Genomic DNA, 22,872 nt, shown 5'->3' with positions numbered 1-22,872 from the left:
TAGTCGAGTAGTACTAATAACCCGTAAGCTTATGTACGTCGCATCTCCCGTCGCAAGACGGGAGTGCAATCTTTCCAAATGTATTTCTTTATCTCAGTATGTTAAGATATTAGCAACCGATGTTGCAATTACGTCTGAGGGATGTTATTTATGATAATTCGTAATTTATAATTCTTAATTCGTAATTAAAAACTTAAGGTGATTATTGCGGCGGGGCTCACCTCTTCCCATTCCGAACAGAGAAGTTAAGCCCGCCTGCGCAGATGGTACTGCATTTTGTGGGAGAGTATGTCGTCGCCTTTCTTTTAGAGAACCCCAACCTGAAAAGGTTGGGGTTTTTTGTTTATAGGTACGACGCTGTCGGCTAAAGCCTCAAGTCATTGCCTTTTTTAGTGAAGCCCCGACTTTTTAGTCGGGGCTTTTGTTTTTGGTGGCAATGTGTTCGCCCTGCGGGCTCGGTTCGTCGCCTTTCTTTATTCAAAGCCTGTCTTTTTAGACAGGCTTTGTTGTTTTTATATGGTTTTATAGGCGAGCTAAAGCTCGCGTACCTGAAGCCCACCGGGCTTCCTCCTTTTAATATGCTTCGCCAGTTCGCTTTGCTCGTGTCAAATGTCGCCTTTAGCTTCGCTCAGTTCGGGCGGTGCCCTCGGGTCTTTTAGAAACCCTTCACTAACGTGAGGGTTTTTTTGTTTTTATAGTATTAGCGAACTGAAGTTCGCGTACCTGACTGCCACTGGCAGTCCTCCTCTTAATATCTACCCGAGGCGCAGCCGAACTGAGCAAAGCTAAATCTCAAGCTCACCGAGCTTGCTCATACCTATAAGTTTTGATGAGTTCAAGATTTGTGACAAAAAAAAACAAAACTTAAAATTTGTCACAGAATCTGTGACAAAATAAAAGTAAATTTAAAATTTGTCACAACTTTTGTGACAAAATAAAAATTGTTTTCAAATTTGTCACAAAGTTGCGCTTATAAGAATGGGAAGCAAATAGTTTTGTTCTTTATAATTAATACGATCACTCTGTTTATTTTTCAACCCTTTTGTCCTTCCGACGCAAGGAGGAATCTTGTTCTAAAATCAGTACTCCATGAATGAGATGCTTCGTGCCTCAGCATGACAACAGGGTGAGAGATGCTTCGTTCCTCAGCATGACAAGGATGATTGTATAAAATTATCAACAACAATCAATTTAGTAGTTTTCTTTTTATATTTGAAAAAACAAGCCATGAAAAACTACTTCTCAGCAACCTTAATCTTCTGTTTAGTTATCGTAGTGATTTCTTGTTCACAGCAAGAAGATAATAAATCTCAAACACAGCCAGCTTCCAGACCTTCAGTACCGGTTCAGGCCGCAGAAGTTCAAATCGGCAACCAAATCTGGATGACTAAAAACTTAAATGTGAGTCGTTACAAGAATGGAGATATAATTCCACAAGTACAGGATCCGTCACAATGGACAAACCTTACGAGTGGTGCATGGTGTTATTATCAAAACAATACTGCAAATGGGATTGTTTATGGCAAATTATACAATTGGTATGCCGTAAACGACCCCCGTGGTTTAGCACCAACGGGTTACCATGTGCCCAGCGATGCCGAGTGGACAACTTTAACCACCTTTTTAGGCGGCGAAGCATTAGCAGGAAACAAAATGAAAGCCACAACAGGATGGGCTACTTATCCCGGTATTACAAATACCAACAGCAGTGGTTTTACGGGTCTTCCGGGAGGTTTTCGTTACGACGGTGGAACATTCTTCAGCATTGGCTACGACGGTACCTGGTGGAGTTCGTCAGAGTACTCTACGACGAACGCTTGGGGCCGCGGCCTGAATTATTACTACAGCAGTGCAGGCAGAGGCTACACTAATAAGATTTACGGTTTCTCGGTGCGTTGCCTCAGGGATTAGCCCTTTTGCCCTTTGACTCTTTGACTCTTTGAAAAATTGATAAGGGGCGTAAGCCCCTTTTTTTTGAAAAAATGAAATTATATTCTGATTTACCAGTTTATAAAAGTACCTATGACTTGCTTTTAGGAATTTTTGAATTTACCAAAAGCTTTAGTAAAGAGTATAAATATACAGTGGGGGAGAGCTTGAAAAAAGAAACTATAGATTTGTTAATCCTTATTTATAGAGTAAATTCAAGGCATGATAAAGGAAAAGTGCTAGAAGAAGCCAAAGAACGAATAGAAGTGATTCGTCTATTAATACGCTTAATGAAAGATTTACATCAAATAAGCATTAAAAATTTTGTAAACATCAATTCTAAGGTAGAAGATGTATCAAAACAACTCACAGGTTGGCACAAATCAACTCAATAGTTTCCAGACAGCGTTCTGAATGTTACGGCAAACAGAAGAGATCAAATTAAATCCGGTAACCCGCTGCATTAGTAAATACCTTTAATAGTAAGGTTTGGTGTAGCTAAAACAATAGTGGTTACTTCAGCGTCGGGTCTTCCGGGAGGTTATCGTAACAACAATGGAACATTCAACAACATTGGCAACAACGGTAACTGGTGGAGTTCGTCAGAGTACTCAACAACAAACGCTTGGAACCGCAACCTGAATTATAACAACAGCAATGCAAACAGAAACAACAATAATAAGAAAAACGGTTTCTCGGTGCGTTGCCTCAGGGATTCAATAGGAAACAACCTCCGATAAAATCGGAGGTTTATTGTTTATAGTATGCAATTAGAACTTTTTTCTGATACAGTACCACTATCCTTAGCCGAAGAAGTCTTTTTGGCTTATTATGCTTGTAGAAAAAATAAACGGAACACACTTAATGCACTTCGTTTTGAAAAACATTTAGAGCACAACTTATTTGTACTTATAGAGCAAATCAAAACAAAAACCTATTTTCCAGGCAAATCCATAGCCTTTATAGTAAACAAACCTGTAAAAAGAGAAATCTTCGCTGCTGATTTTAGAGACCGAGTGGTGCATCATTTTCTAATCAACAAGCTCAATCCTATTTTTGAGGATGTATTTATACAAGATAGTTATGCATGTAGAATAGGAAAAGGAACTCATTTTGGTATAAAAAGAGTCGATGGTTTTATTAAGTCTTGTTCAAATAACTACAAACAAGATTGTTTTATTTTGAAGTTAGACATTCAAGGATTTTTTATGAATATCAATAGAAGCATTCTTTATGAAAGGCTATTCGACTTTATCAATAAAAAATATCACGAACCAGACAGAGAACTGGTTCTTTTTTTATGCAGCAAAATTATTTTTAATGACCCAACAAAAAATTGTATCATCAAAGGCAATAAAAGCAATTGGATTGGATTGCCTAATAGCAAAAGCTTATTTTACAGTCCATTAAATTTTGGTTTGCCAATAGGAAATTTAACCAGTCAAGTTTTTGCTAATTTTTATATGAACATTTTTGACCATTATGTCAAAAAAGAACTAGATATTGAGTTTTATGGTCGTTATGTTGATGATTTTGTAATTGTGCATCAAGATAAAGAATATCTAAAATCATTATTACCAATAATTACCAATTTTCTTAAAACAAAATTACAACTAACTTTACACCCAAAGAAAATATATTTTCAGCATTACAGTAAAGGGGTTAAGTTTTTGGGAACATTTATCAAGCCCAATCGCATTTTCATCAGTAATCGAACAAAGGGGAATTTTTATACAGCTATTATGAAACAAAATGAGGTTGTTCAAAATACTAAGCCTAGTAGTGATGACCAAAAGCAATTTTTAAGTAGCATGAATTCCTATTTGGGAATTATGAAACACTATAAGACTTATCGATTAAGAAAGAAAATGCTTTTCAAAAATTTGAGTGGTTGGTGGTGGAACCAAGTTTATTTGAGCGGTGGAATTGCAAAATTTGTATTAAAAAAAAAGATAAAGACAATATAGTTAATAGCTTTTATTTTGAGTTAAGTATCAATGCGTCTGAAAAAACTTTAAACTAGCTTGAGATGTTAGATTAAATAGCGTGAGGGACCTGCCTGCCGGCAGGCAGCAGCGATATCCTCGTAGCGTAGCGGAGAGATAAAGCGCACAGCCCGACGGCGAGCGTGTAAACTTTCAGGAAAGCAAATCATTGACGAGCCGGCACGCCCAAAAAATTACTGTACGGTTTTCTGTAAATCTTGAACCGTGGTTAAATGATAGCCCGATTTGGCCTTTTCAAAAATGCTTTTGGCCCAAGTTTTTCCTTGCGGTGTTTTGACCATTTCGGTATAGAGTGTTTGCAATGAGCCGGTGCGACTGGTGCCGATCATGAATTGCTCAACGGCCGGGTAAGCCGGTTGGTATTGGTGTTTGATGACCTGCACAAACCACTGGCGTTTGACTACAAAATTTCCGCCTTGAGTAAAATTGAATTCTTGGTCAATGGCGGCCATTTCTTTCTGGGTCATATCTGCCGGGAGATAATCTATGAAGTGTTGTTTTTCGTTGGTGGATTTGATTTTTGCACTGAGTCCTTTCACGCCGGTTTGTCGCCAAGTTTTTTGAATTTGGTCAATGGCGTTGAAATCTTCAGAGGTTGCCGGGATGATATTTGACGGAATATCGGGTTGATAAATCCACTCTTCGGCTTTGATTTGATTGGCGAGTTCTTTGTTGCCTTTGATGAGATGCTCGTTAAAATATTTGAGGAAATCTTCAGTGGTGATGGATTGAAAAGCATGCGCATTGAAGTATTCGGTAATGAATTGGTCAAAGGCTTTGCGCCCCACCGCATTTTCTACGGTTTGCAGAAATGCATATCCTTTTTCATACGGAATATCGCTCAGCGATTCATCGGCATTGAGCCCGTCGACCTTGACTTTGAGTTGGGTAGCAGGATTTTTCGGACCATAAGCTTCCATGTTGTCCTGCAATGATTTTCGGCTCAAAACATCTTGCATTTTAGCTTCTTGAATACCGAAAATTGTTTCGCCAATGCGGTGTTCAACATAGGTGGTAAACCCTTCGTTGAGCCAAACATCGTTCCAAGTGGCGTTGGTCACCAAATTACCGCTCCAACTGTGACCGAGTTCATGAGCGAGTAAACTGGTAAGCGAACGATCACCGGCAATCACGCCTGGAGTCAAAAACGTAAGGTTCGGATTCTCCATGCCGCCATACGGAAAACTAGGTGGTAAAACCAGTACATCATAGCGTCCCCAGCGATACGGACCAAATAATTTTTCGGCAGCAGTAACCATTTGCCCGAGCTGACCGAATTCCCAGGCAGCTTTGTTTAGAACTGATTTTTCGGCATATACTCCGGTGCGCTGGTCAATTGATTTAAAACCGATATCGCCCACGGCAATCGCCATTAAATAAGATGGAATCGCTTTGGTTTGGCTAAAAGTATAGATTCCGGTGTTGTTTTTTTGTTGCGGATTTACAGCGCTCATTACGGCCATGAGTTCTTTGGGAACACTCACTTTTGCGTTATATGTAAAGCGAATAGCCGGAGAATCTTGACACGGAATCCAGGTGCGCGACCAAATGCTTTCGCCTTGTGAGAACAAGAACGGATATTTTTTATCAGCGGTTTGCTCGGGTTTTAACCATTGTAATGCGATGGCATCTTTAGTGGTTGAATAGTAAATGTTGACTTGTGTGGTGTTGGGTTCGATGCTGATGCGTAGTGGTTTTCCGTGAAATTCAACTTCATTTCCTAGTGTAAAAGTGGTGGGTTTTTCGTCTTTGCCCAAGGTAACTTTGCTGATGTTTAGGGTGTTTTCATCCAAGATGATTTCGTTTCCTTTACTCAAATTATCAATGGTCCAAGAGGCTTTTCCGGCGATGGTTTGCGTGTCAAAATCAACTTTGATATCTAAGTCTAAATGTTTGACTACAGCTGCTTGCGGATTTGAAAAAGTATGACTGTCTTGGGCCGTTGCATTTTTTAGCTCGACGTTGTTTTCTTTTTTCTGACAAGCAAAAGCCATCCATAGCAAACTCAGGAAAAATAGGTTTTTCATCTTCTTTGAAATTTGAGCGAAAGTTAAACAAAAAACCCGTCTAGAAAAATCAGGACGGGTTTGATTCAATGTATTGAATTGTTAGGCCAACATCGTGACCGGATTTTCTAAATATTGTCTGAGCGTTTGCAAGAATTGTGCTCCTGTAGCGCCATCAACAGTTCTGTGATCGCACGCCAAAGTTACTTTCATGGTGTTGCCTACTACAATTTGACCGTTTCTCACCACCGGTTTTTCAACAATGGCTCCTACCGATAAAATGGCAGAATTGGGTTGGTTGATGATTGAAGTAAACTCAGTAATACCAAACATACCCAAGTTAGAAACGGTAAAAGTGCTTCCGTCCATTTCGGCAGGTTGTAGTTTTTTAGACTTCGCTTTTCCGGCCAAATCTTTTACTTGGGCACCAATTTGCGAAAGGCTCATCTGGTCGGTAAAACGCAATACCGGAACCACCAATCCGTCTTCAACCGCAACAGCCACACCCACGTTGACATGGTGGTTGATGATGATGGCGTCTTCTCTCCATTGTGAGTTGACTTTCGGATGTTTTTTCAAGGCCATCGCACAAGCTTTGATCACCATATCGTTAAATGATACTTTGGTATCCGGGATGCTGTTGATCTTGCCGCGCGAGCGCATGGCTTCGTCCATAGCAACCTCAATGGTTAAATAGAAATGCGGTGCGGTAAATATAGATTCAGACAAACGCTTGGCAATGGTTTTGCGCATTTGCGAATTCTTGATTTCTTCAGAGTACATTTCGCCTGCCGGTACAAATGGTTGAACCGCTGCTGCAGAACTTGTAGCAGCCGGAGCTACAGAAGTAGCCATTGGCGCTGCACTTGGGCTGAAGTTTTCAATATCATTTTTAACGATGCGACCATTTTCGCCACTGCCTTTTACTTGGGCAATGTCAATTCCTTTTTCTTCGGCCATTTTTTTGGCGAGCGGAGAGATGAATACTCTTCGGTCATCTGAAGAAGAAACTGGTGTAGTTGTTTCTATAACGGTTGGTGTTGCTGCCGGAGCTGAAGCCGGAGCAGCAGTGTTTCCACCTTTTTTGAAGTTTTCGGCCACGCCGGTGATGTCGGTGCCTGCAGGTCCGATGATGGCCAGTACGCTATCAACCGGAGCGGTTTGGCCTTCTTGTACACCAATATATAACAAAGTTCCCGCGTTGAATGATTCAAACTCCATGGTGGCTTTGTCGGTTTCAATCTCGGCTAAAATATCGCCTTCTTTAACAGTATCGCCTATTTTTTTGAGCCAAGTAGCAACGGTTCCGTCGGTCATGGTATCACTGAGTCTTGGCATGGTGACCACAATTACTCCTTGAGGTAATTCAGACGATGCTGATGCAGTGGCAGCCGTGGCAGGAGCTTCAGTTGCTGCCGGAGTTTCAGTGGCAGCCGTTGAAGCTGCGGGTGCTTTTCCTAGGTGTAACAACGGAGTGATGTCTTCGCCTTCGGCACCAATAATGGCCAAAAGTGAATCAACCGGAGCGGTTTCGCCTTCTTGGATTCCAATGTGTAAAAGAGTTCCTGAATTGAACGACTCAAATTCCATGGTGGCTTTGTCAGTTTCAATTTCGGCTAAAATATCTCCTTCGTTAATTTTATCTCCTACTTTTTTGAGCCATTTGGCCACAACACCTTCAGTCATGGTATCGCTCAAACGGGGCATGGTTATAATCTTTGCCATAGTCAATACGCAATTACAATTTGTGTGGAATAAATGGATAATCTCTTTGTTCGTATACTACGTCATACATTTGTTGAATATCCGGGAAGTCAGATTCTTCGGCAAACGTTGCGCATTCTTCAACCAAATTTTTCACACGCTCATCGATGGCTTCAACTTCTGCATCGGTAGCATATTTTTGGTCTTTGATCACATCAAGCACTTGGGTAATCGGGTCGATTTTACGATATTCATCAACCTCTTCTTTAGAGCGATATAATTGCGCATCAGACATCGAGTGACCTCTGTAGCGATACGTTTTCATTTCTAAGAAAGTTGGGCCATCACCACGACGGGCACGCTCAATGGCTTCGTGCATGGCTTCGGCTACTTTTACTGGATTCATTCCATCCACAGGGCCACAAGGCATTTCATAGCCCAAACCGAGTTTCCAAACATCGGTGTGGTTGGCAGTTCTTTCAACTGAAGTTCCCATGGCGTAACCGTTGTTCTCAACGATAAAAACCACCGGAAGTTTCCAAAGCATGGCCATATTAAAGGCTTCGTGTAAAGAACCTTGACGGGCGGCTCCATCGCCAAAATAGGTAAGGGTTACACCATCGCGACCAAAATATTGATCGGCAAATGCAATTCCGGCACCTACCGGAATTTGTGCTCCTACAATACCGTGTCCGCCGTAAAAACCTTTTTCTTTTGAGAAAATGTGCATTGATCCGCCCATTCCTTTTGAAGTACCGGTAACTTTACCGAGTAACTCAGCCATAACGGCTTTTGGATCAACGCCCATACCAATAGGTTGAACGTGGTTGCGGTAAGCGGTAATCATTTTGTCTTTGGATAAATCCATGGCATGTAATGCACCTGCCAAAACAGCTTCTTGACCGTTGTATAAGTGAAGGAATCCTCTAATTTTTTGTTGAATGTAAAGAGCGGCTAGTTTGTCTTCAAATTTTCTCCAAAATAGCATGTCTTCATACCATTTTAAGTAAACTTCTCTTGTAATTTCTTTCATCGTGTTTCTTTAGACTTGATGGTTGTTGAATGATGTTTTTTTTGAAAACGCAAAACTTTCGCCTCACACCATTTTGCGAAAGGCAAAAGTAAACATTCCAACCAAGAATTGAAATTTAAAACCGTAATTTTTACAACCCTTACAAGAAGTTTTTATCAAAGGTAAACGGCAGTAAATTTTTAAGCGAATCGGACAGGTAAATGTTGCCGATTTCACCCATAAAATAAATAGGAATAGACTGCTCTTGCTTGAATTCGTATTCGGCTATTGATTGTCGGCAAGCACCACAAGGCGGAATGGGTGATTGGGTTTGATTGGTGTCAGAAGCAGCGGTAATGGCCATAGCAACAATCTTGGCTTCAGGAGCTACAGCACCGGCATGAAAAATGGCTACTCTCTCGGCACACAAGCCCGATGGATAAGCAGCATTTTCTTGATTAGAGCCCAACACGATTTGACCGTTGTCTAAGAGCAAAGCAGCGCCCACTCTGAAATTTGAATACGGGGCATAGGCTTTTTTTCTAATCGTTACGGCTTGTTGCATGAGTTGCTGAATGTTTTGCGGCAATTCAGAAAGTGATTCGAAAACCGTGAGTTGGGTGTTGATCGAAATGTTCTTCATAAAAGTACAAGGGAAAAAAAATCCAAATTTCAAAAGTAGAAATTTGGATTTTTAATTAAATTATTTGTGGTCTAGTATTCATCGTATTTATCACCGAAAGCAAAACTCAGCGAGAAGCGCAGTGTGTTTTCAAGTGGGTTTTTAACTTTTGAAATAGCAAACAAGTAGGAAACATCTACTTTGATGGCGTTGTATTTGAACCCGGCACCTAACGAAGCAAATCTTCTTGCTCCTTTGTCAGGGCTTTCATTGAAATAACCCAGCCTGAAAGCAAATGAATCTTGGTAGGTGTATTCAGTTCCGATAGAGTAGGTAAATTCTTTTAGCTCTTCACTGAATCCGTCCGGCGCATCTCCAAACGATTTGAAAATGCCTTCAACCCAACCAATTTTATCATAATCTGAAATGGCCTGAGCTTTTTCTGAATCCTCAATGGTTCCGTTATCATTAGCATCAGTTGGTTCGATAGGTGTTGGAACTAAGAGTTTGTTGATTTCGGTGTTTAATGTGACCTTGTTGTAATCGTCTAAGATAAAGTCAAAGCCAGCTCCTAATTTCATGTTTGAAGGCAAGAAATTTGAACCTGCATCGCCTTGTGATTTGTCATAATTAATTTTTGGCCCTAAATTCTGAAAGTTGAATCCCCAACGCAATTTTCCGTTGAAGTTATTAAAAGCCATTTCTTCTGATTGGTGAAAACCTGATACATCAACAGCAAATGAGTTAGCCGCAGCAGAACTTTGACCTTCAGTAGGAATTCTTAAGTTGGAACGAATAAAGCGACCTGCCACCGACATCGAGAAATAATCGCTGAGTTTCAATGCGTAGGACAAATCAATGGCGTATTCGGCCGGTTTTACAATGTTCGGAGCATCTTCTGCTTGATTTCGAAGTTCAATTTCACCCAAACTAAAATAGCGTATACTTCCGGCAAAAGCCATACGCTCATCAAATTTATTAAAGTAAGTAACTTGCGATAAAGAGATATCGTTGACCAACTCAACTAAATAGGGTGTATATCCTACAGAAAAACCTTGACGATCAATTGAGAAGGCATATTTTGAAGGGTTCCATTGCTGTGAGAAAACATCGGCAGAGGTAGCAACACCATTGTCTGCCATACCAGCAGCACGAGCATCTCCGGCAACCAATAAAAACGGAACACCTGTAGTAATTACTCTAGTAGTTGTGGTTTGGGCAAATGAAAATTGCAGGGATATTAAACAAAGAAATCCGACTAAAATCTTTTTCATTCTGAATTTTTAAAAAGTTTACAAATATAGTATTTTATTAAAGTATTACAAGTTTCTCATACTTTTCTGCCTTTGAGTTACTCAACAGGGATTTAACGGTTAACTTGTATATGTATACACCTTTTCCGATGCGGTCGCCAAAATCATCACGACCGTCCCAAGTGATGCTTCGAGCCAAAGTGCCATCGGTAGTAATGGTTTGGTTTTTGGTCCAGACAATTTTACCTGTAATGGTTAATACTTGCACTTGTACTTCAAGCGGCTCTAGTGGTTTATTGTGGTTGAACCAAAATTCTGTATAACTTGTAAAGGGATTCGGATAGTTTAGCACGTTGCTCAATGTAAGTGAATCATCGCCAACTACTACAAACTGAATTTCAGCAGTAACTAAATTGTTATAAACATCCCAAGCTTTAAATAATAAGGTGTGTAATCCGGTTTTGAGATTTCTGAATGGAAACTTTACTTTTCCGCTTTTATAATTGTCAAGTGCAGTTTCATAGTAGTCATTTAGTTTGTACGGATTGGTTTCATCACCATCAAGAATTGCTACAATATCATGGCCGATTCCGCTGGCGGTGTTGATGCCGTTTTCGTCTTCTAAAAAGGCTAAGAAAAGCGGTGATTGGTTGGTGATTCCTCCGGAAATAAAACTCTCATCATTCATGTATAATTTGACTTTCGGCGCAATATTGTCGGTAGCCGCATTAAGATTTATTCCGCCAATTTTAATGTTGGTATTGTATCCGGTTTTGTCAAGTTTTTGTCCGGTTTGTTTTGAATAGAAACTCACTTTTCCGTTGCCTACCGGAATATTAATGTCTCTCGGAACCACGAACCCAAATTCAAACTGTCCGTTGGTTACCGTTGCATTGCCTCTGAAAATCGTTTCGCCCAGAGTGTTAAAGTTCATTGGCGTGCTGTTTCCGTCGTTGTTTAGAGTTGTGCGCACAATGTTTTTGTCAAAAATGTTAACCAATAACTCACCGTTGTATTGGGTGAGTAGTTGGTTGTTTTCATCAGTAATCTCACCGGCTAATTTTACGTATGCCAAAGATTTAAAATCATCAACGGTGTTAGGTCCGTTGAGCGGTACATCATTTACTTTTGTTAGAATAACTCTTGGCGAAGGAATAGCTAATTTGAGTGCCGGGTCACCTAAGTAAAAGACGATATCAGTTCTGGAGCCAAAATCATTTTTGGCCAATCGAAGTGCTTCGGCCATAGAGATATACTGATCTGAGCCATACGAAAACAAGAATTCTGACAAAACATCATTGAAGTTCTCACCGGTAGATTGAAAAATTTCACGAACCGTTGTAATCATTGAGATGGCTCCGCCTTTCGGATTCCAAAAGGCATATTCACCGGCAGTAGGTCTGAACGGATTGTCAAATCTTGAAAACTCACAAGTAATGGTTATAAAGAGTGGATATCTGTATCGGTTGGCCAGGTTTTGGCCGTCAGATTTTTCCCAGATGCGTTCTTGCGATAAGCCATCTTCACCGCCATGCCCGAGATAGTTTACAATAAGCGCTCCTTTTTCAAAATAATCAAAAAAGTCTTTTCGGGCTTTAGGGTAACGACTACCTCCGGCTGAAGTTTCTTGAACATAAGCATCTAAAAGAACTTTTTCATAATTCAAAAATGGCTTTTGGGCTATAATGGCATCAGCCATATTATTGATTCGAACTTGAAGTGAACTATCGCTGTCTTTGTCAGCATCATCTGCCACTACGACTATGTTGTTGCGCCAATTTCCGTACGATTTTAAGTCGCGATATTCAACTACTTTGTTGACTAATTCAGCTGCTTGGGTTGTGTTGTTGGCAATCATTCTGCCTACAGCTATATCTATCAAGCCGGTTTTTACAGGATAAGTTGCGTCTAAATTTCCTTCGTCATCATCCATTAAACCAAAGAAGTCATCACAAGCAAAAGAACTTGGGTCAACCGTGAAGCTGTTTAGGGCGTGATATATCGGAACTACATTGGCTGATATTGATATTCTGTTTTTAAAATCATATGAAGCGTCGCCAAATAAATTTACATATTTAACTCGCTTGTCTTGAGCTGAAGCGTTTAAATAAACATACCTGATGAAATTTCTAATAGCCGCTACGTCTTGTTTGCCGGAAGCAAATTCTTGATAAATACTTTCAAGAGTAACTACTTTGGTGTTGAGTTGGCTGTCGGTTCTGTGAAAGGCAGCCAGCTTTTCTGCTTGAGTTTTTAAAAAATTAGGTGTTATGATTATGTAATCAATGTCTTTAAATTGGCCTTGGTCATCGTTAAAAATGGTGCCTTTTAAGTTTTGATTACTTACTCGAGTTCGCGACTCTGTGCTGGGAGTATAAAAATCGTTGGCATCAACCGCAATGTATTTTTTGAGCGAACCAAAATTTGCTTTAAATGAAAAAACGCTTTGGCTGTTATTGATGGCTTGCTTTACATTATAAATATCAGTCACGTCCCAGACTTTTTTAATGTTGCCGGCATTGGTGATTTGATATTCTCCAATTTGCGAACTTGTTGCCGAAGCGTCATACTGAAAAGCAAATTGCTTGTTGTGTCCAACTAAATTTCTTTTTGCTTTGAGTAAAATATAATCTAAAAAACCTTTTGAATCAGGAACTCCATTGTTGTTGTAGGTCAAAGTAATTCGGGTGTTTTCAGTGGCTGAGATATTTGTGTTTAACGTGCCCCAGTCAGCCTTGAGTGAGCCGGCAATTGCCGAGAAACTGATGGTTCCGGCCACATCATTATTGGCTTTGACGCTCATTGAGGTTGTGGTTGATGATATAGCGGCGGCATATATATAAAGGTTAATCGGGCTTGTGGTAACAATATTCGGGATGTTGAAGTCAAAACTTTGTTCTTCAGTGAAATCAAATTGTTCTCCGAACCATCTTCGGCCTAATCGGGCAATATTCACCTGGTCTGTTTCGTGGTAAGTATAACTGTCAAATTCAGTAACGGTTACAGCTGCCGATGCACTTGGCTGTAGCATATCAGTAATGCGTTTTCCGTCATTTCCGTCAACATTTACGTAATAATATGATTTGGAATCGTATAAATTGTTGGTGGTTTGGCTCTCGGAATTCCATTGGTCTACACCTTCAGCATAAAAAAGAACATAATCAGAATCGTTAAAAATACCGTCATCTTCGCCCACAACTTCTATTGCGTTTTCTGCCAAATCTGCTGGATAATCATCGCCGTTTTTGAGTGGCAGCATTCTTCCTCCGTTGCCGTATACTTTAATTTTTCTTGGGTCAAGGCCATCTACACTTACGCCAATATTTCTGAGAAATTCTTTCGATAATTTGTAAACACCTGATTTGGTTACATAAAATCTAAACCAGTTTCCGGATGCTAATACTGAATTTGATATGGGAGTGAAATTTTGATTGGTGTTTAATCGGTTTTGATTGTTTGCGTTTTTGAGTGAATAACTAAAAGATTTGAGTCGTTTAAAACCGGTTCCGTCTTTTATAATAGGGTTTAGTGAAAGTTGTGCATACATATCACTGCGAGCTCTCGCATTATTGACTTTTACACTAATTTCATTCGGAATGGCTGCTATCGATAAATCACCTAATTGATTTTGAGTGATGTTCTCATAAACAATGTTGGTCAGCTCAATAAAATTTTCATCAATTAAAGAAGTTGTTTTTATGCTCCAGCAAAAAAAAAGTTGCTTTTTGTAGCTGTCAAATTGAAAGTTCTTGGGGTTGAATTGCGGGATGATTATTTTGGTTTCGCCTATTGTCATAGGAGATTTTTCAGTCCACTCAATAGTGATGTTGTCCTTTGGTTGCCCAAAAAATAAGCTCGTAGCAAGAAGAGTAAATAAGGTCAAGATTTTTTTCATCGCTTTTAGAAACGCATTTGGGTATGATTTATTACAAAAGTCTGTAAAAATAAAATTTTGATTTTCGATTGGCAATATTAAATTCAAATTTGCGTTTGAGCCAATAAATCCGCTAAACGGAAAGAAAAAAATTAAAAAAGGTGTTGCTATATAAAGGTTAATTGTTATATTGCGCCACAAAATTTATTACCTACTATACGTATGAAACTAAACAAAATTATGACTGTAAGACTCCTATTGTCAATGGTTGTTGTACTAGGGGCGGCTACAGGTTGTAGTAAAAAGTCGAATGCCAAGAACACTTCTTCGGCTACGGGTTGGAAGATCAACGACAAGAAAGGTGGCTTCCAATATGCTTCTAATTTCAAGAAGCAAGAAACCGGTCCTGGGTTAGTAATGGTTGAGGGTGGTACTTTTACCATGGGTAAAGTACAAGATGACGTAATGCACGACTGGAACAACACGCCTAATCAGCAACACGTTCAGTCATTCTACATGGATGAAACAGAGGTAACCAACCTCATGTACATGGAGTATCTAGATTGGTTGAAGCGCGTTTTTCCACCAGACCAAGAAAACTACAAAAATATTTATGAAGGAGCTTCGCCAGATACACTCGTTTGGAGAAATCGTTTAGGTTATAATGAAACCATGACCAACAACTACCTGAGACATCCGGCTTATGCCAATTATCCGGTAGTAGGAGTGAATTGGATTCAAGCAGTTGAATTCAGCAAATGGAGAACTGATCGTGTGAACGAAAACGTGCTCGAAAGAGAAGGTTTCTTGAAAAAAGACGCCAAAGTTACTGAGGTCAGTGCTGATAAAACATTTAGTACAGAAACATACTTGAATCAGCCAACTAAAGCTTTCGGCGGTGACGATAAAGTTATTTTAAAAGGCCGAAAAAATTCAAAAGCTAAGGCTACAAAAACCAAAGGAACAAAAGATCAGCCGGCAACAGAATCTGCTCAGAAAAATGTATATGCCCAACGTACTTCTGGTTTGATTTTGCCAGAGTATCGATTGCCAACCGAGGCAGAGTGGGAGTATGCTGCTGCTGCCGATGTAGGTCAACGTGAATACAATATTTACAGAGGACAAAAGAAATACCCTTGGTCAGGAACCTACACTCGTTCAGGAAAACGCAAAGTACGTGGCGATCAATTGGCAAACTTTAAACAAGGAAAAGGTGACTACGGCGGAATCGCAGGTTGGTCAGATGATGGTGCCGATATTACCAATGCCGTAAAATCTTACCCGCCAAATGATTTTGGTTTGTATGATATGGCAGGTAACGTTGCTGAGTGGGTTGCCGATGTGTACAGACCAATTGTTGATGATGAAGCCAGTGACTTTAACTACTACAGAGGTAACATCTACACCAAAAACAAAATTGGCGACGATGGTAAAGCCGAATTAGTAACTGCTGAAACACAGGTTTTTGATACGCTTGCTAATGGTCGTGTTATGGCACGTAACTATCCGGGTCAATTGGCTCAGGTTCCGGTTGATGAAAAAGAAACCTACCTCAGACAAAACTTTGATAAAAGTGATGAGCGTAATTACCGTGATGGTGACAAACAATCAACACGTTATTTTAAATTCGGAAACTCTGAAGAAGAAGACGGGAAAAACAAAACACAACAAAGAATGTATGATTCTCCGGTACACAACGTAACCGTTGACAGTTTGGGGAACATGGTTAGAAAATATGACAAGTCAAGTAAAAGAACTACTTTGGTTAACGACAATGTTCGTGTATACAAAGGAGGTTCTTGGAGAGACAGAGCTTATTGGTTAGATCCTGCGCAAAGAAGATACTTCCCGCAAGATATGGCTACTGACTACATCGGATTCCGTTGTGCTATGTCAAGAGTTGGTCCTAAGGCCGACAAAAAGAAAAGACCAAGAAATTAATCAAATATCAAATATTGCAAAAGCCCTTCTCTAGGGCTTTTGTTTTTTCATACGGTTATGAATATTCAAAAAATTCACGAGCTGTTTTTACAATGCTCTTCCATTTCAACCGATACACGAAAAATAGAGCTCAACTCAATGTTTGTGGCACTCAAAGGTGACCGTTTTGATGCCAACACTTTTGCTGCCGAAGCGCTTCAAAAGGGAGCAGCTTACGTAGTCATTGATAATCTTAACTATTACATTGATGAGCGAACCATCGTGGTGCCGGATAGTTTGCGTGCCTTGCAAGCCTTGGCTCAGTTTCATCGCGCCTATCTCAACTTGCCAATCATTGCATTAACCGGAAGCAACGGAAAAACCACCACCAAAGAATTGATTTATGCGGTTCTTTCACAAAAGTTCAACACCAAAGCAACCTTGGGCAATCTGAACAATCACATCGGGGTTCCACTTACCTTGTTGTCGTTTGATGCTTCAACCGAAATCGGAATTGTTGAAATGGGTGCTAATCACCAAAAAGAAATCGAGTTTTTGTGCGAAATCGCTCGTCCTGATTACGGCTATATTACCAATTTCGGCAAGGCTCATCTTGAAGGATTCGGTGGCGTTGAAGGCGTCATCAAAGGCAAAAGCGAAATGTATCATTTTCTGATTGAGCACAATCGCAAAGCCTTTGTCAATCTTGACGATGCGCTTCAAAATGAAAAAACAACTTCAATTGAACGCTTCGGATTCTCGCAAAAATCTTCAGATGCCTATCTCAAAATTGATGAAGTTTCAGCCAATCCGCTCGTAAAAGTAGCCTTTGAAGACGTTCAAATCAATTCTCATCTCATCGGGCTTTACAATGCCAACAACATTTTGGCAGCGGCCACCATCGGAAAATATTTCGGTGTCAGCCATCAGCAAATCAAAGCCGCGGTTGAAAGTTATATTCCTGAAAACAATCGCTCGCAACTGCTGCAAAAAGGCAGTAATGAAATCATTCTCGATGCCTATAATGCCAATCCGAGCAGTATGAAGGTAGCCATTGAAAACTTTGTTCAGCTAGACAAGCCCAACAAGCTCATGATTTTGGGCGATATGTTTGAGCTGGGCCCAGAAAGTGCTCAAGAGCATCAAAGCATCGTTGCGTTGGTGGCTGCCCATCCGGAAACCGCTTGTATTTTTGTCGGAAAAGATTTTTCTGCCCAAACCATTTCAGCGCCTCAGTTGCAGTTTTTTGAACATTTTGATGATTTAGCCGCGCACATCCAGACGCAGACTTTTCAAAACCAAACCATGCTCATCAAAGGTTCACGTGGAATGGCGCTTGAACGTTTGTTGGCCTATATTCAATAGGGCGTTTCCCGCAAATCACGCGCGCAGAGTTTCAGTTCAATCCGAATCATTCATCCGCTTGTGATTTACGCGTCGGGCTTTCCGCTGCATGTCCTCGCTGCGCTGTGGGCTTTTCGCTTCAATCCCTAACGCAAAACCATATCCATAAAAATAAAACGCCTTCCCGAATGAGAAGGCGTTTTTGGTGGGTCATACTGGAATCGAACCAGTGACTTCTACCCTGTCAAGGTAGCACTCTGAACCGCTGAGTTAATGACCCGCTGTTAAAATGAAAAAAGCAAGCGGTGAGGCTTGCTTTTGTGGGCGATGAGGGGTTCGAACCCCCGACCCCCTCGGTGTAAACGAGGTGCTCTGAACCAGCTGAGCTAATCGCCCGTACAGCTTGATTGCGAGTGCAAATATAAAGCAAGTTTTGTTATGTGCAAATAAAAAATCAGATTTATTACAATATTTCTGCTACTACAAAGGTGCTGCCACCTACATAAATAAAATCATTTTGAGCTGCCTTGTTTTGGGCTGCTTGGTAAGCTTCTGAAACTGAGCTATACACATCGCCTGTAAGGCCAAAATTAGTTGCGATTTTTTTTAAAATTTCAGCATCAAGACCGCGGGGTAAATCGGGCTTGCAAAAATAGTAATGTGCTTTCTGAGGCAACAAAGGCAGGATTTCAGTCAAATCTTTATCGTTAACCACACCTAAAATCATGTGTAACTCTTCAAATTTTTCATGTTCAATTTGCTGCATCACGATTTTGAGTCCGGCCGAATTATGCGCCGTATCGCAAATAATTTTCGGATTTGAACCCAATTGTTGCCATCGGCCTTGAAGTCCGGTGTTGATGATTACGTTCATAAAACCATCCGAAATATGATTTTCTGAAATGGATAGTAGTTTTTTCGATTGCAAAATGCGCAAGGTTTGCATTACTGTTTTTTTGTTGAACTCCTGATATTCGCCGAGCAATTCAGTGGCCGGCGTTGTTTGAATTAAATCTTGCGCATAGAAAATCTCCGCATTGCATTCTTTGGCTTTTGCTTCAAAAACAGGTTTTGTTTCAGCGGTATATTCACCAATCACCACCGGGATATTGGGTTTGATGATGCCTGCTTTTTCACCGGCAATTTCGGCCAATGTGTTTCCTAAAAAAGCCGTGTGGTCTTTGCTGATGTTGGTAATCACTGAAACCAAAGGTGTGATGATGTTGGTAGCGTCTAATCGGCCACCCATGCCTACTTCAATAACCGCAATATCCACTTTTTGATGTGCAAAATAATCAAAAGCCAATCCGACAGTCATTTCAAAAAAACTCAATGAATGTTTTTCAAAAAAAGGTTGGTGTTGTGCTATAAAATCAACAACATATTCTTCTGAAATCATTTCACCATTTATTTTAATTCGTTCGCGAAAGTCTTTCAGATGCGGTGAAGTATACAGTCCGACACGATACCCAGCTTCTTGCAATACCGAGACGATTAGGTGAGAAGTAGAGCCTTTTCCGTTGGTTCCGGCCACGTGAATGCACTTAATTTTCTGCTCAGGATGCTGTAAATGTTTTGTCAATGCCTGAATGTTGTGCAAATCTTTTCTGTAAGCCGAAGCGCCCTGTTGTTGATACATAGGTAATTGCGCAAACATCCAGTGTACGGTATCGTTGTAGTTCATTACTTTCTTAATAAATTATTTTAGCGCAAAATATTTTCTATCATTTTTAGTTTAATATTGTAGCTGTCGCTCGTCGATACAAATGTCAAACTATTTAATTTAAAGTCAAAATTCAATCCTCTATGCTGATTACTTTCTTACAGGTACAAGCTGATTCTCTTGCTCAAGCTCCCGTTCAAGCACTGCAAGATTCGCCATTAACAAATGAAATTTCTGTTCTTGAATTTATTTTCAAAGGTGGTTTTTTCCTGATTCCAATTGTTGTTTTATTGGTGTACACCATTTATCTGATTTTTGAACGCGCCATGTATATTAAAAAAGTGGCCAAAATGGACACGCACTTAATCAAAGACATCCGCAACAGCCTCAATACAGGTAACTTAGATATGGCTTATTCTGTAGCTGATCGTGTGGGTAATGCTCAAGGAAATGTGCTCAAAGAAGGTATTCTGACTATTGGCCGTCCGATTTCAGAAATTGAATCCAATATGGAGCGCGCTGCCAACATTGAAATTGGCGAGATGGAAAAGAAACTTGGTCAACTCGGACTCATTGCCGGAATTGCACCTACGCTTGGTTTTATCGGAACCATTTCTGGGGTTATTAAAATTTTCTACAGCATCTCAGTTACCGAAGACATCAGTATCGGTAACATCTCAGGTGGTTTGTATGAAAAAATGATCAGTAGTGGTGCCGGTTTGATCGTTGGAATTTTAGCCTATAGTGCTTACCATTTATTTAATGGTCGCATCGACAGTTTTACTTTGGCTATCCAAAAGCAAGTATTAGAATTCGTCAGTATCATTCAAAGACCAAATCATGGCGATAAAACGAAATAAACGATTCCACGCAGAAGTTGCTACTTCTTCGCTCAGCGACATCATGTTTTTTTTGTTGCTGTTCTTTTTGATTATTTCCACCTTGGCCAATCCGAACGTGATTCGAATGACGTTGCCCAAATCAAAGAACAACGAAAAAACCAACAAGCAGCACATTTCGCTTTCGGTAACTGAAGAGAAACGCTATTTTGTAGATAAAGAAGAAGTTCCTTTTGAAAACCTCGAACAAACTTTGCTGTCAAAAATGGGCGGCGATAAAGATCAAACAGTAGTAATTCGCATTCCGTTTAATATGCAAGTTCAAGATTTGGTTGATGTGCTTCAGATTGGTGTAAGAAACAAACTCAAATTTGTGATCGCCACAAGTCCAAAATAGAACATTTAAAACAGAACATAAAAAAAGCAATAGTTTCTTTCGCGGCTATTGCTTTTTTGTTTTTTTATGATGTGCAGTTTTAATTCAAACTAAAGCTGTAAATAATCATCCCGACTTGTTTGTCAGCAGCTTTATCATCGGCTTGCCATTTGGTGCGCAGTGCTGCATTTTTGGCTTCGTCTAAAAGACATTTTGCGGCATTGGTGGTTCCTCTGACGCCGGGTTTGGCATCAATAACATTGCCTGATCGGTCTACTGAAATCTGTACTGCTACTTTTCCTTCTTCATTACAAGTATAATTCGGAACAGGCTTACTCAGTGCTTTTCGGTTGCCTAAATAATAACCTGGTCCGCTACCGTTTCCGCTTCCTGAGCCATTACCGCTGCCATTTCCTGAACCGTTGCCAGAACCATTTCCGGATCCGTTTCCGGTGCCTGATCCTGTTCCTGAACCAGAGCCACTGTATCCGGATGAACTCAAGCTGCCGTCAGGGCGACCTTTGTTACCTGCTTGTTTGTCATTTCCGTCGCCACCTTTGTTTCCGTTTAATAAATTAGCCAAAGCATCGTTGGTGTTTTTTGAAACTTTTGGTTTTTCAGGCGAAGGTTGTTTGGTTTCAACTTTGGTCGGAACCGGTGTGGTTTTTTTTACCTTCTCGTTTTGTGTCATCGAAACAACATCTTCATCGTCGTTGTCTTGCGTGAGCACATTGTCTTGCGTTGCTGTAGGAGTTGGGGCTGATTGAGCCTCATTTTTCACATTGAGCGTTTGGCTTTTATAGTTGTCACCCAAGCCGTAATCGCTGTCGCCAAAGTTCATTTCAATGCCGCCACCGCCACCGCCGCCTATGAGTTCCTCTAAGTTTGAAGGTGGCCAAAAACGAATAAAAAACAAAATTAAAATCAGTAAAGCCATGACCAAAGCGGTCAAAAGCATAGATTTTTGCTGGTCTTTATTAATTGTAATATCCATAGGTAATAGCGTTAACTTGTCTTTTAAAACGAATAAATCTACACAAAATTGTCGATGTAAAAAGACGGGTTTGGCTAAGTTTATAACAATTGTTTCAACGCAATTTCAAAAGCGGTTGCGCTGATGTTTGTCTTAGACGGATTTTGATCATATGCTTTTTGAATCGCCTTTTTGATGGTTTCTGATGTGTCTGAAAAAATAGCTTCATCGGTCATTTGTACTTTCTTTTCCATAAAATAGGCAAAAACGCGTGCCATACCACAATTCGATATAAAATCCGGAATCAAGCTTGTATTGGCATCGGTTGCTTCCATGATGGGTCCGAAAAAGATAGCTTGATCAGCAAACGGAACATTCGCTCCGCACGTAATGACTTCTAATCCTGAGGCAATCATACGCTCGGTTTGGTCTTGTGTAACCAATCTTGAGGCTGCACAAGGAGCAAAAATCTCAGCGCCCATCGACCAAATTTTTTCGTTGATTTCTTCAAATGGCTTAAGGTTATGCGCTACGAGTTTATTGCCGTCTTTGTTGAGGAATAAGGTTTTGATTTGGTCAAAAGTAAAACCGTTTTCTGAAATCAAACCACCATCGCGATCAATAATACCGACTACTTTTACGCCCATTTCGGCCAAGTAGAAAGCAGCCGCCGACCCAACATTGCCAAAACCTTGCACAATGGCTTTTTTGCTTTTGAAGTTACCCCCGTAAATGTCATAGTAATGACGAACCGCTTCGGCCACGCCATAACCTGTAATCATATCAGCAACGGTGTATTTTCGGGAAACATCCGGAGAAAATTTCGGATTTTCAATTACTTTAATAACACCTTGGCGAAGTTGCCCGATGCGGTTGATTTTATCGGCATCAGTTGGTTTGAAATGCCCGTTGAAAACACCTTCTTGCGGATGCCAAACACCACATTCTTCGGTCATCGGAATTACTTCGTGAATTTCATCTACGTTCAAATCACCACCGGTTCCGTAATAGCTTTTCAGCAGTGGTGAAACGGCTTTGTACCAACGTTGCAAAACGCCTTTTTTGCGCGGGTCATTCGGGTCAAAGTTAATGCCTGATTTAGCTCCGCCAATCGCCGGTCCTGAAACCGAGAATTTAACTTCCATGGTTTTGGCTAACGATAAAACTTCGTTCATGTCTAAACCTTTGCGCATGCGTGTTCCTCCGCCTGCAGCTCCGCCACGCAAAGAATTAATCACAGTCCAGCCTTCGGCTTCAGTTTCAGGGTCTTTCCAATTGAATACTATTTCAGGGCTTTTATTTTCAAATTTTTCGAGTAAATCTTTCATAATTATGATGCTTTTGGGCGTGG

At 40.4% G+C, this 22,872-nt stretch carries 17 protein-coding genes, 2 tRNA genes and 1 rRNA gene; 9 read left to right on the top strand and 11 right to left on the bottom strand.

Annotation, left to right across the window (positions count from 1 at the left end):
* Nucleotides 1-194: 194 nt before the first annotated feature.
* The 5 genes from rrf to KIH23_RS04595 all read left to right on the top strand — a co-directional run bounded on the left by rrf (nt 195) and on the right by KIH23_RS04595 (nt 3,896).
* Nucleotides 195-303 (top strand): 5S ribosomal RNA (rrf, locus tag KIH23_RS04615).
* A 924-nt stretch (nt 304-1,227) separates the two neighbouring features.
* Entirely contained in the window at nt 1,228-1,911 is a 684-nt protein-coding gene (locus tag KIH23_RS04610; RefSeq protein WP_213211486.1) for a fibrobacter succinogenes major paralogous domain-containing protein, read from the top strand.
* Nucleotides 1,912-1,982: 71 nt separating this feature from the next.
* Entirely contained in the window at nt 1,983-2,324 is a 342-nt protein-coding gene (locus tag KIH23_RS04605) for a four helix bundle protein (protein WP_213211485.1), read from the top strand.
* 114 nt (nt 2,325-2,438) lie between these two features.
* Nucleotides 2,439-2,669: an FISUMP domain-containing protein gene (locus KIH23_RS13730; protein WP_317197020.1), complete on the top strand. Its 231-nt coding sequence runs from the start codon at nt 2,439-2,441 to the stop codon at nt 2,667-2,669.
* Between the two features lie 24 nt (nt 2,670-2,693).
* Nucleotides 2,694-3,896, top strand: coding sequence for a reverse transcriptase/maturase family protein (locus KIH23_RS04595; protein ID WP_213211484.1), 1,203 nt, complete (start codon nt 2,694-2,696; stop codon nt 3,894-3,896).
* Between the two features lie 212 nt (nt 3,897-4,108).
* On the opposite strand, the gene KIH23_RS04590 is transcribed toward KIH23_RS04595, so the two are convergent.
* From KIH23_RS04590 to porU, 6 genes are all read right to left on the bottom strand, one after another.
* Nucleotides 4,109-5,962: a hydrolase/aminopeptidase gene (locus KIH23_RS04590; RefSeq protein ID WP_213211483.1), complete on the bottom strand. Its 1,854-nt coding sequence runs from the start codon at nt 5,960-5,962 to the stop codon at nt 4,109-4,111.
* An 81-nt stretch (nt 5,963-6,043) separates the two neighbouring features.
* Nucleotides 6,044-7,666, bottom strand: a complete 1,623-nt coding sequence (locus KIH23_RS04585) for a 2-oxo acid dehydrogenase subunit E2 (protein ID WP_213211482.1) — start codon at nt 7,664-7,666, stop codon at nt 6,044-6,046.
* A 13-nt stretch (nt 7,667-7,679) separates the two neighbouring features.
* Complete coding sequence (gene pdhA, locus KIH23_RS04580) at nt 7,680-8,678, bottom strand: pyruvate dehydrogenase (acetyl-transferring) E1 component subunit alpha (RefSeq protein ID WP_213211481.1); 999 nt, start codon at nt 8,676-8,678, stop codon at nt 7,680-7,682.
* A 139-nt stretch (nt 8,679-8,817) separates the two neighbouring features.
* Nucleotides 8,818-9,300: a cytidine deaminase gene (gene cdd / locus KIH23_RS04575; RefSeq protein ID WP_213211480.1), complete on the bottom strand. Its 483-nt coding sequence runs from the start codon at nt 9,298-9,300 to the stop codon at nt 8,818-8,820.
* Nucleotides 9,301-9,371: 71 nt separating this feature from the next.
* Nucleotides 9,372-10,553, bottom strand: a complete 1,182-nt coding sequence (gene porV, locus KIH23_RS04570) for a type IX secretion system outer membrane channel protein PorV (protein ID WP_213211479.1) — start codon at nt 10,551-10,553, stop codon at nt 9,372-9,374.
* 37 nt (nt 10,554-10,590) lie between these two features.
* Nucleotides 10,591-14,328 carry a type IX secretion system sortase PorU gene (gene porU / locus KIH23_RS04565; protein WP_249684776.1) on the bottom strand — a complete coding sequence of 1,246 codons (3,738 nt, stop codon included), beginning with the start codon at nt 14,326-14,328 and terminating at the stop codon, nt 10,591-10,593.
* Between the two features lie 300 nt (nt 14,329-14,628).
* Between porU and gldJ the strand changes: the two genes are divergently transcribed.
* Together gldJ and KIH23_RS04555 are read left to right on the top strand one after the other, a co-directional pair.
* Complete coding sequence (gldJ, locus tag KIH23_RS04560; protein ID WP_213211477.1) at nt 14,629-16,347, top strand: gliding motility lipoprotein GldJ; 1,719 nt, start codon at nt 14,629-14,631, stop codon at nt 16,345-16,347.
* Nucleotides 16,348-16,404: 57 nt separating this feature from the next.
* Nucleotides 16,405-17,691, top strand: coding sequence for a UDP-N-acetylmuramoyl-tripeptide--D-alanyl-D-alanine ligase (locus KIH23_RS04555; RefSeq protein ID WP_213211476.1), 1,287 nt, complete (start codon nt 16,405-16,407; stop codon nt 17,689-17,691).
* 182 nt (nt 17,692-17,873) lie between these two features.
* Here the strand turns inward: KIH23_RS04555 and KIH23_RS04550 are convergent.
* The 3 genes from KIH23_RS04550 to KIH23_RS04540 all read right to left on the bottom strand — a co-directional run bounded on the left by KIH23_RS04550 (nt 17,874) and on the right by KIH23_RS04540 (nt 19,354).
* Nucleotides 17,874-17,950 (bottom strand) — tRNA-Val (locus KIH23_RS04550).
* 41 nt (nt 17,951-17,991) lie between these two features.
* A tRNA-Val gene (locus KIH23_RS04545) sits at nt 17,992-18,066 on the bottom strand.
* 67 nt (nt 18,067-18,133) lie between these two features.
* A complete protein-coding gene (locus KIH23_RS04540) occupies nt 18,134-19,354 on the bottom strand; it encodes a bifunctional folylpolyglutamate synthase/dihydrofolate synthase (protein WP_213211475.1) in 1,221 nt (406 codons plus the stop codon).
* A gap of 125 nt (nt 19,355-19,479) precedes the next feature.
* Here KIH23_RS04540 and KIH23_RS04535 point away from each other — a divergent pair, with 125 nt between their 5' ends.
* A complete protein-coding gene (locus tag KIH23_RS04535) occupies nt 19,480-20,193 on the top strand; it encodes a MotA/TolQ/ExbB proton channel family protein (RefSeq protein ID WP_213211501.1) in 714 nt (237 codons plus the stop codon).
* Complete coding sequence (locus KIH23_RS04530; RefSeq protein ID WP_213211474.1) at nt 20,174-20,569, top strand: ExbD/TolR family protein; 396 nt, start codon at nt 20,174-20,176, stop codon at nt 20,567-20,569. The genes KIH23_RS04535 and KIH23_RS04530 overlap by 20 nt, the downstream gene beginning before the upstream one ends.
* Nucleotides 20,570-20,648: 79 nt before the next feature.
* Here the strand turns inward: KIH23_RS04530 and KIH23_RS04525 are convergent, their stop codons facing one another.
* A complete protein-coding gene (locus KIH23_RS04525) occupies nt 20,649-21,542 on the bottom strand; it encodes an energy transducer TonB (protein ID WP_213211473.1) in 894 nt (297 codons plus the stop codon).
* Between the two features lie 80 nt (nt 21,543-21,622).
* Nucleotides 21,623-22,849, bottom strand: coding sequence for a Glu/Leu/Phe/Val dehydrogenase dimerization domain-containing protein (locus tag KIH23_RS04520; RefSeq protein ID WP_213211472.1), 1,227 nt, complete (start codon nt 22,847-22,849; stop codon nt 21,623-21,625).
* Between the last annotated feature and the right edge of the window lie 23 nt (nt 22,850-22,872).

The organism is Flavobacterium sp. CYK-55, from assembly GCF_018413465.1.
Taxonomy (GTDB): domain Bacteria; phylum Bacteroidota; class Bacteroidia; order Flavobacteriales; family Flavobacteriaceae; genus Flavobacterium.
Note: the sequence above shows the minus strand (reverse complement) of the source record. Positions and strands in the feature narration are given on the sequence as shown.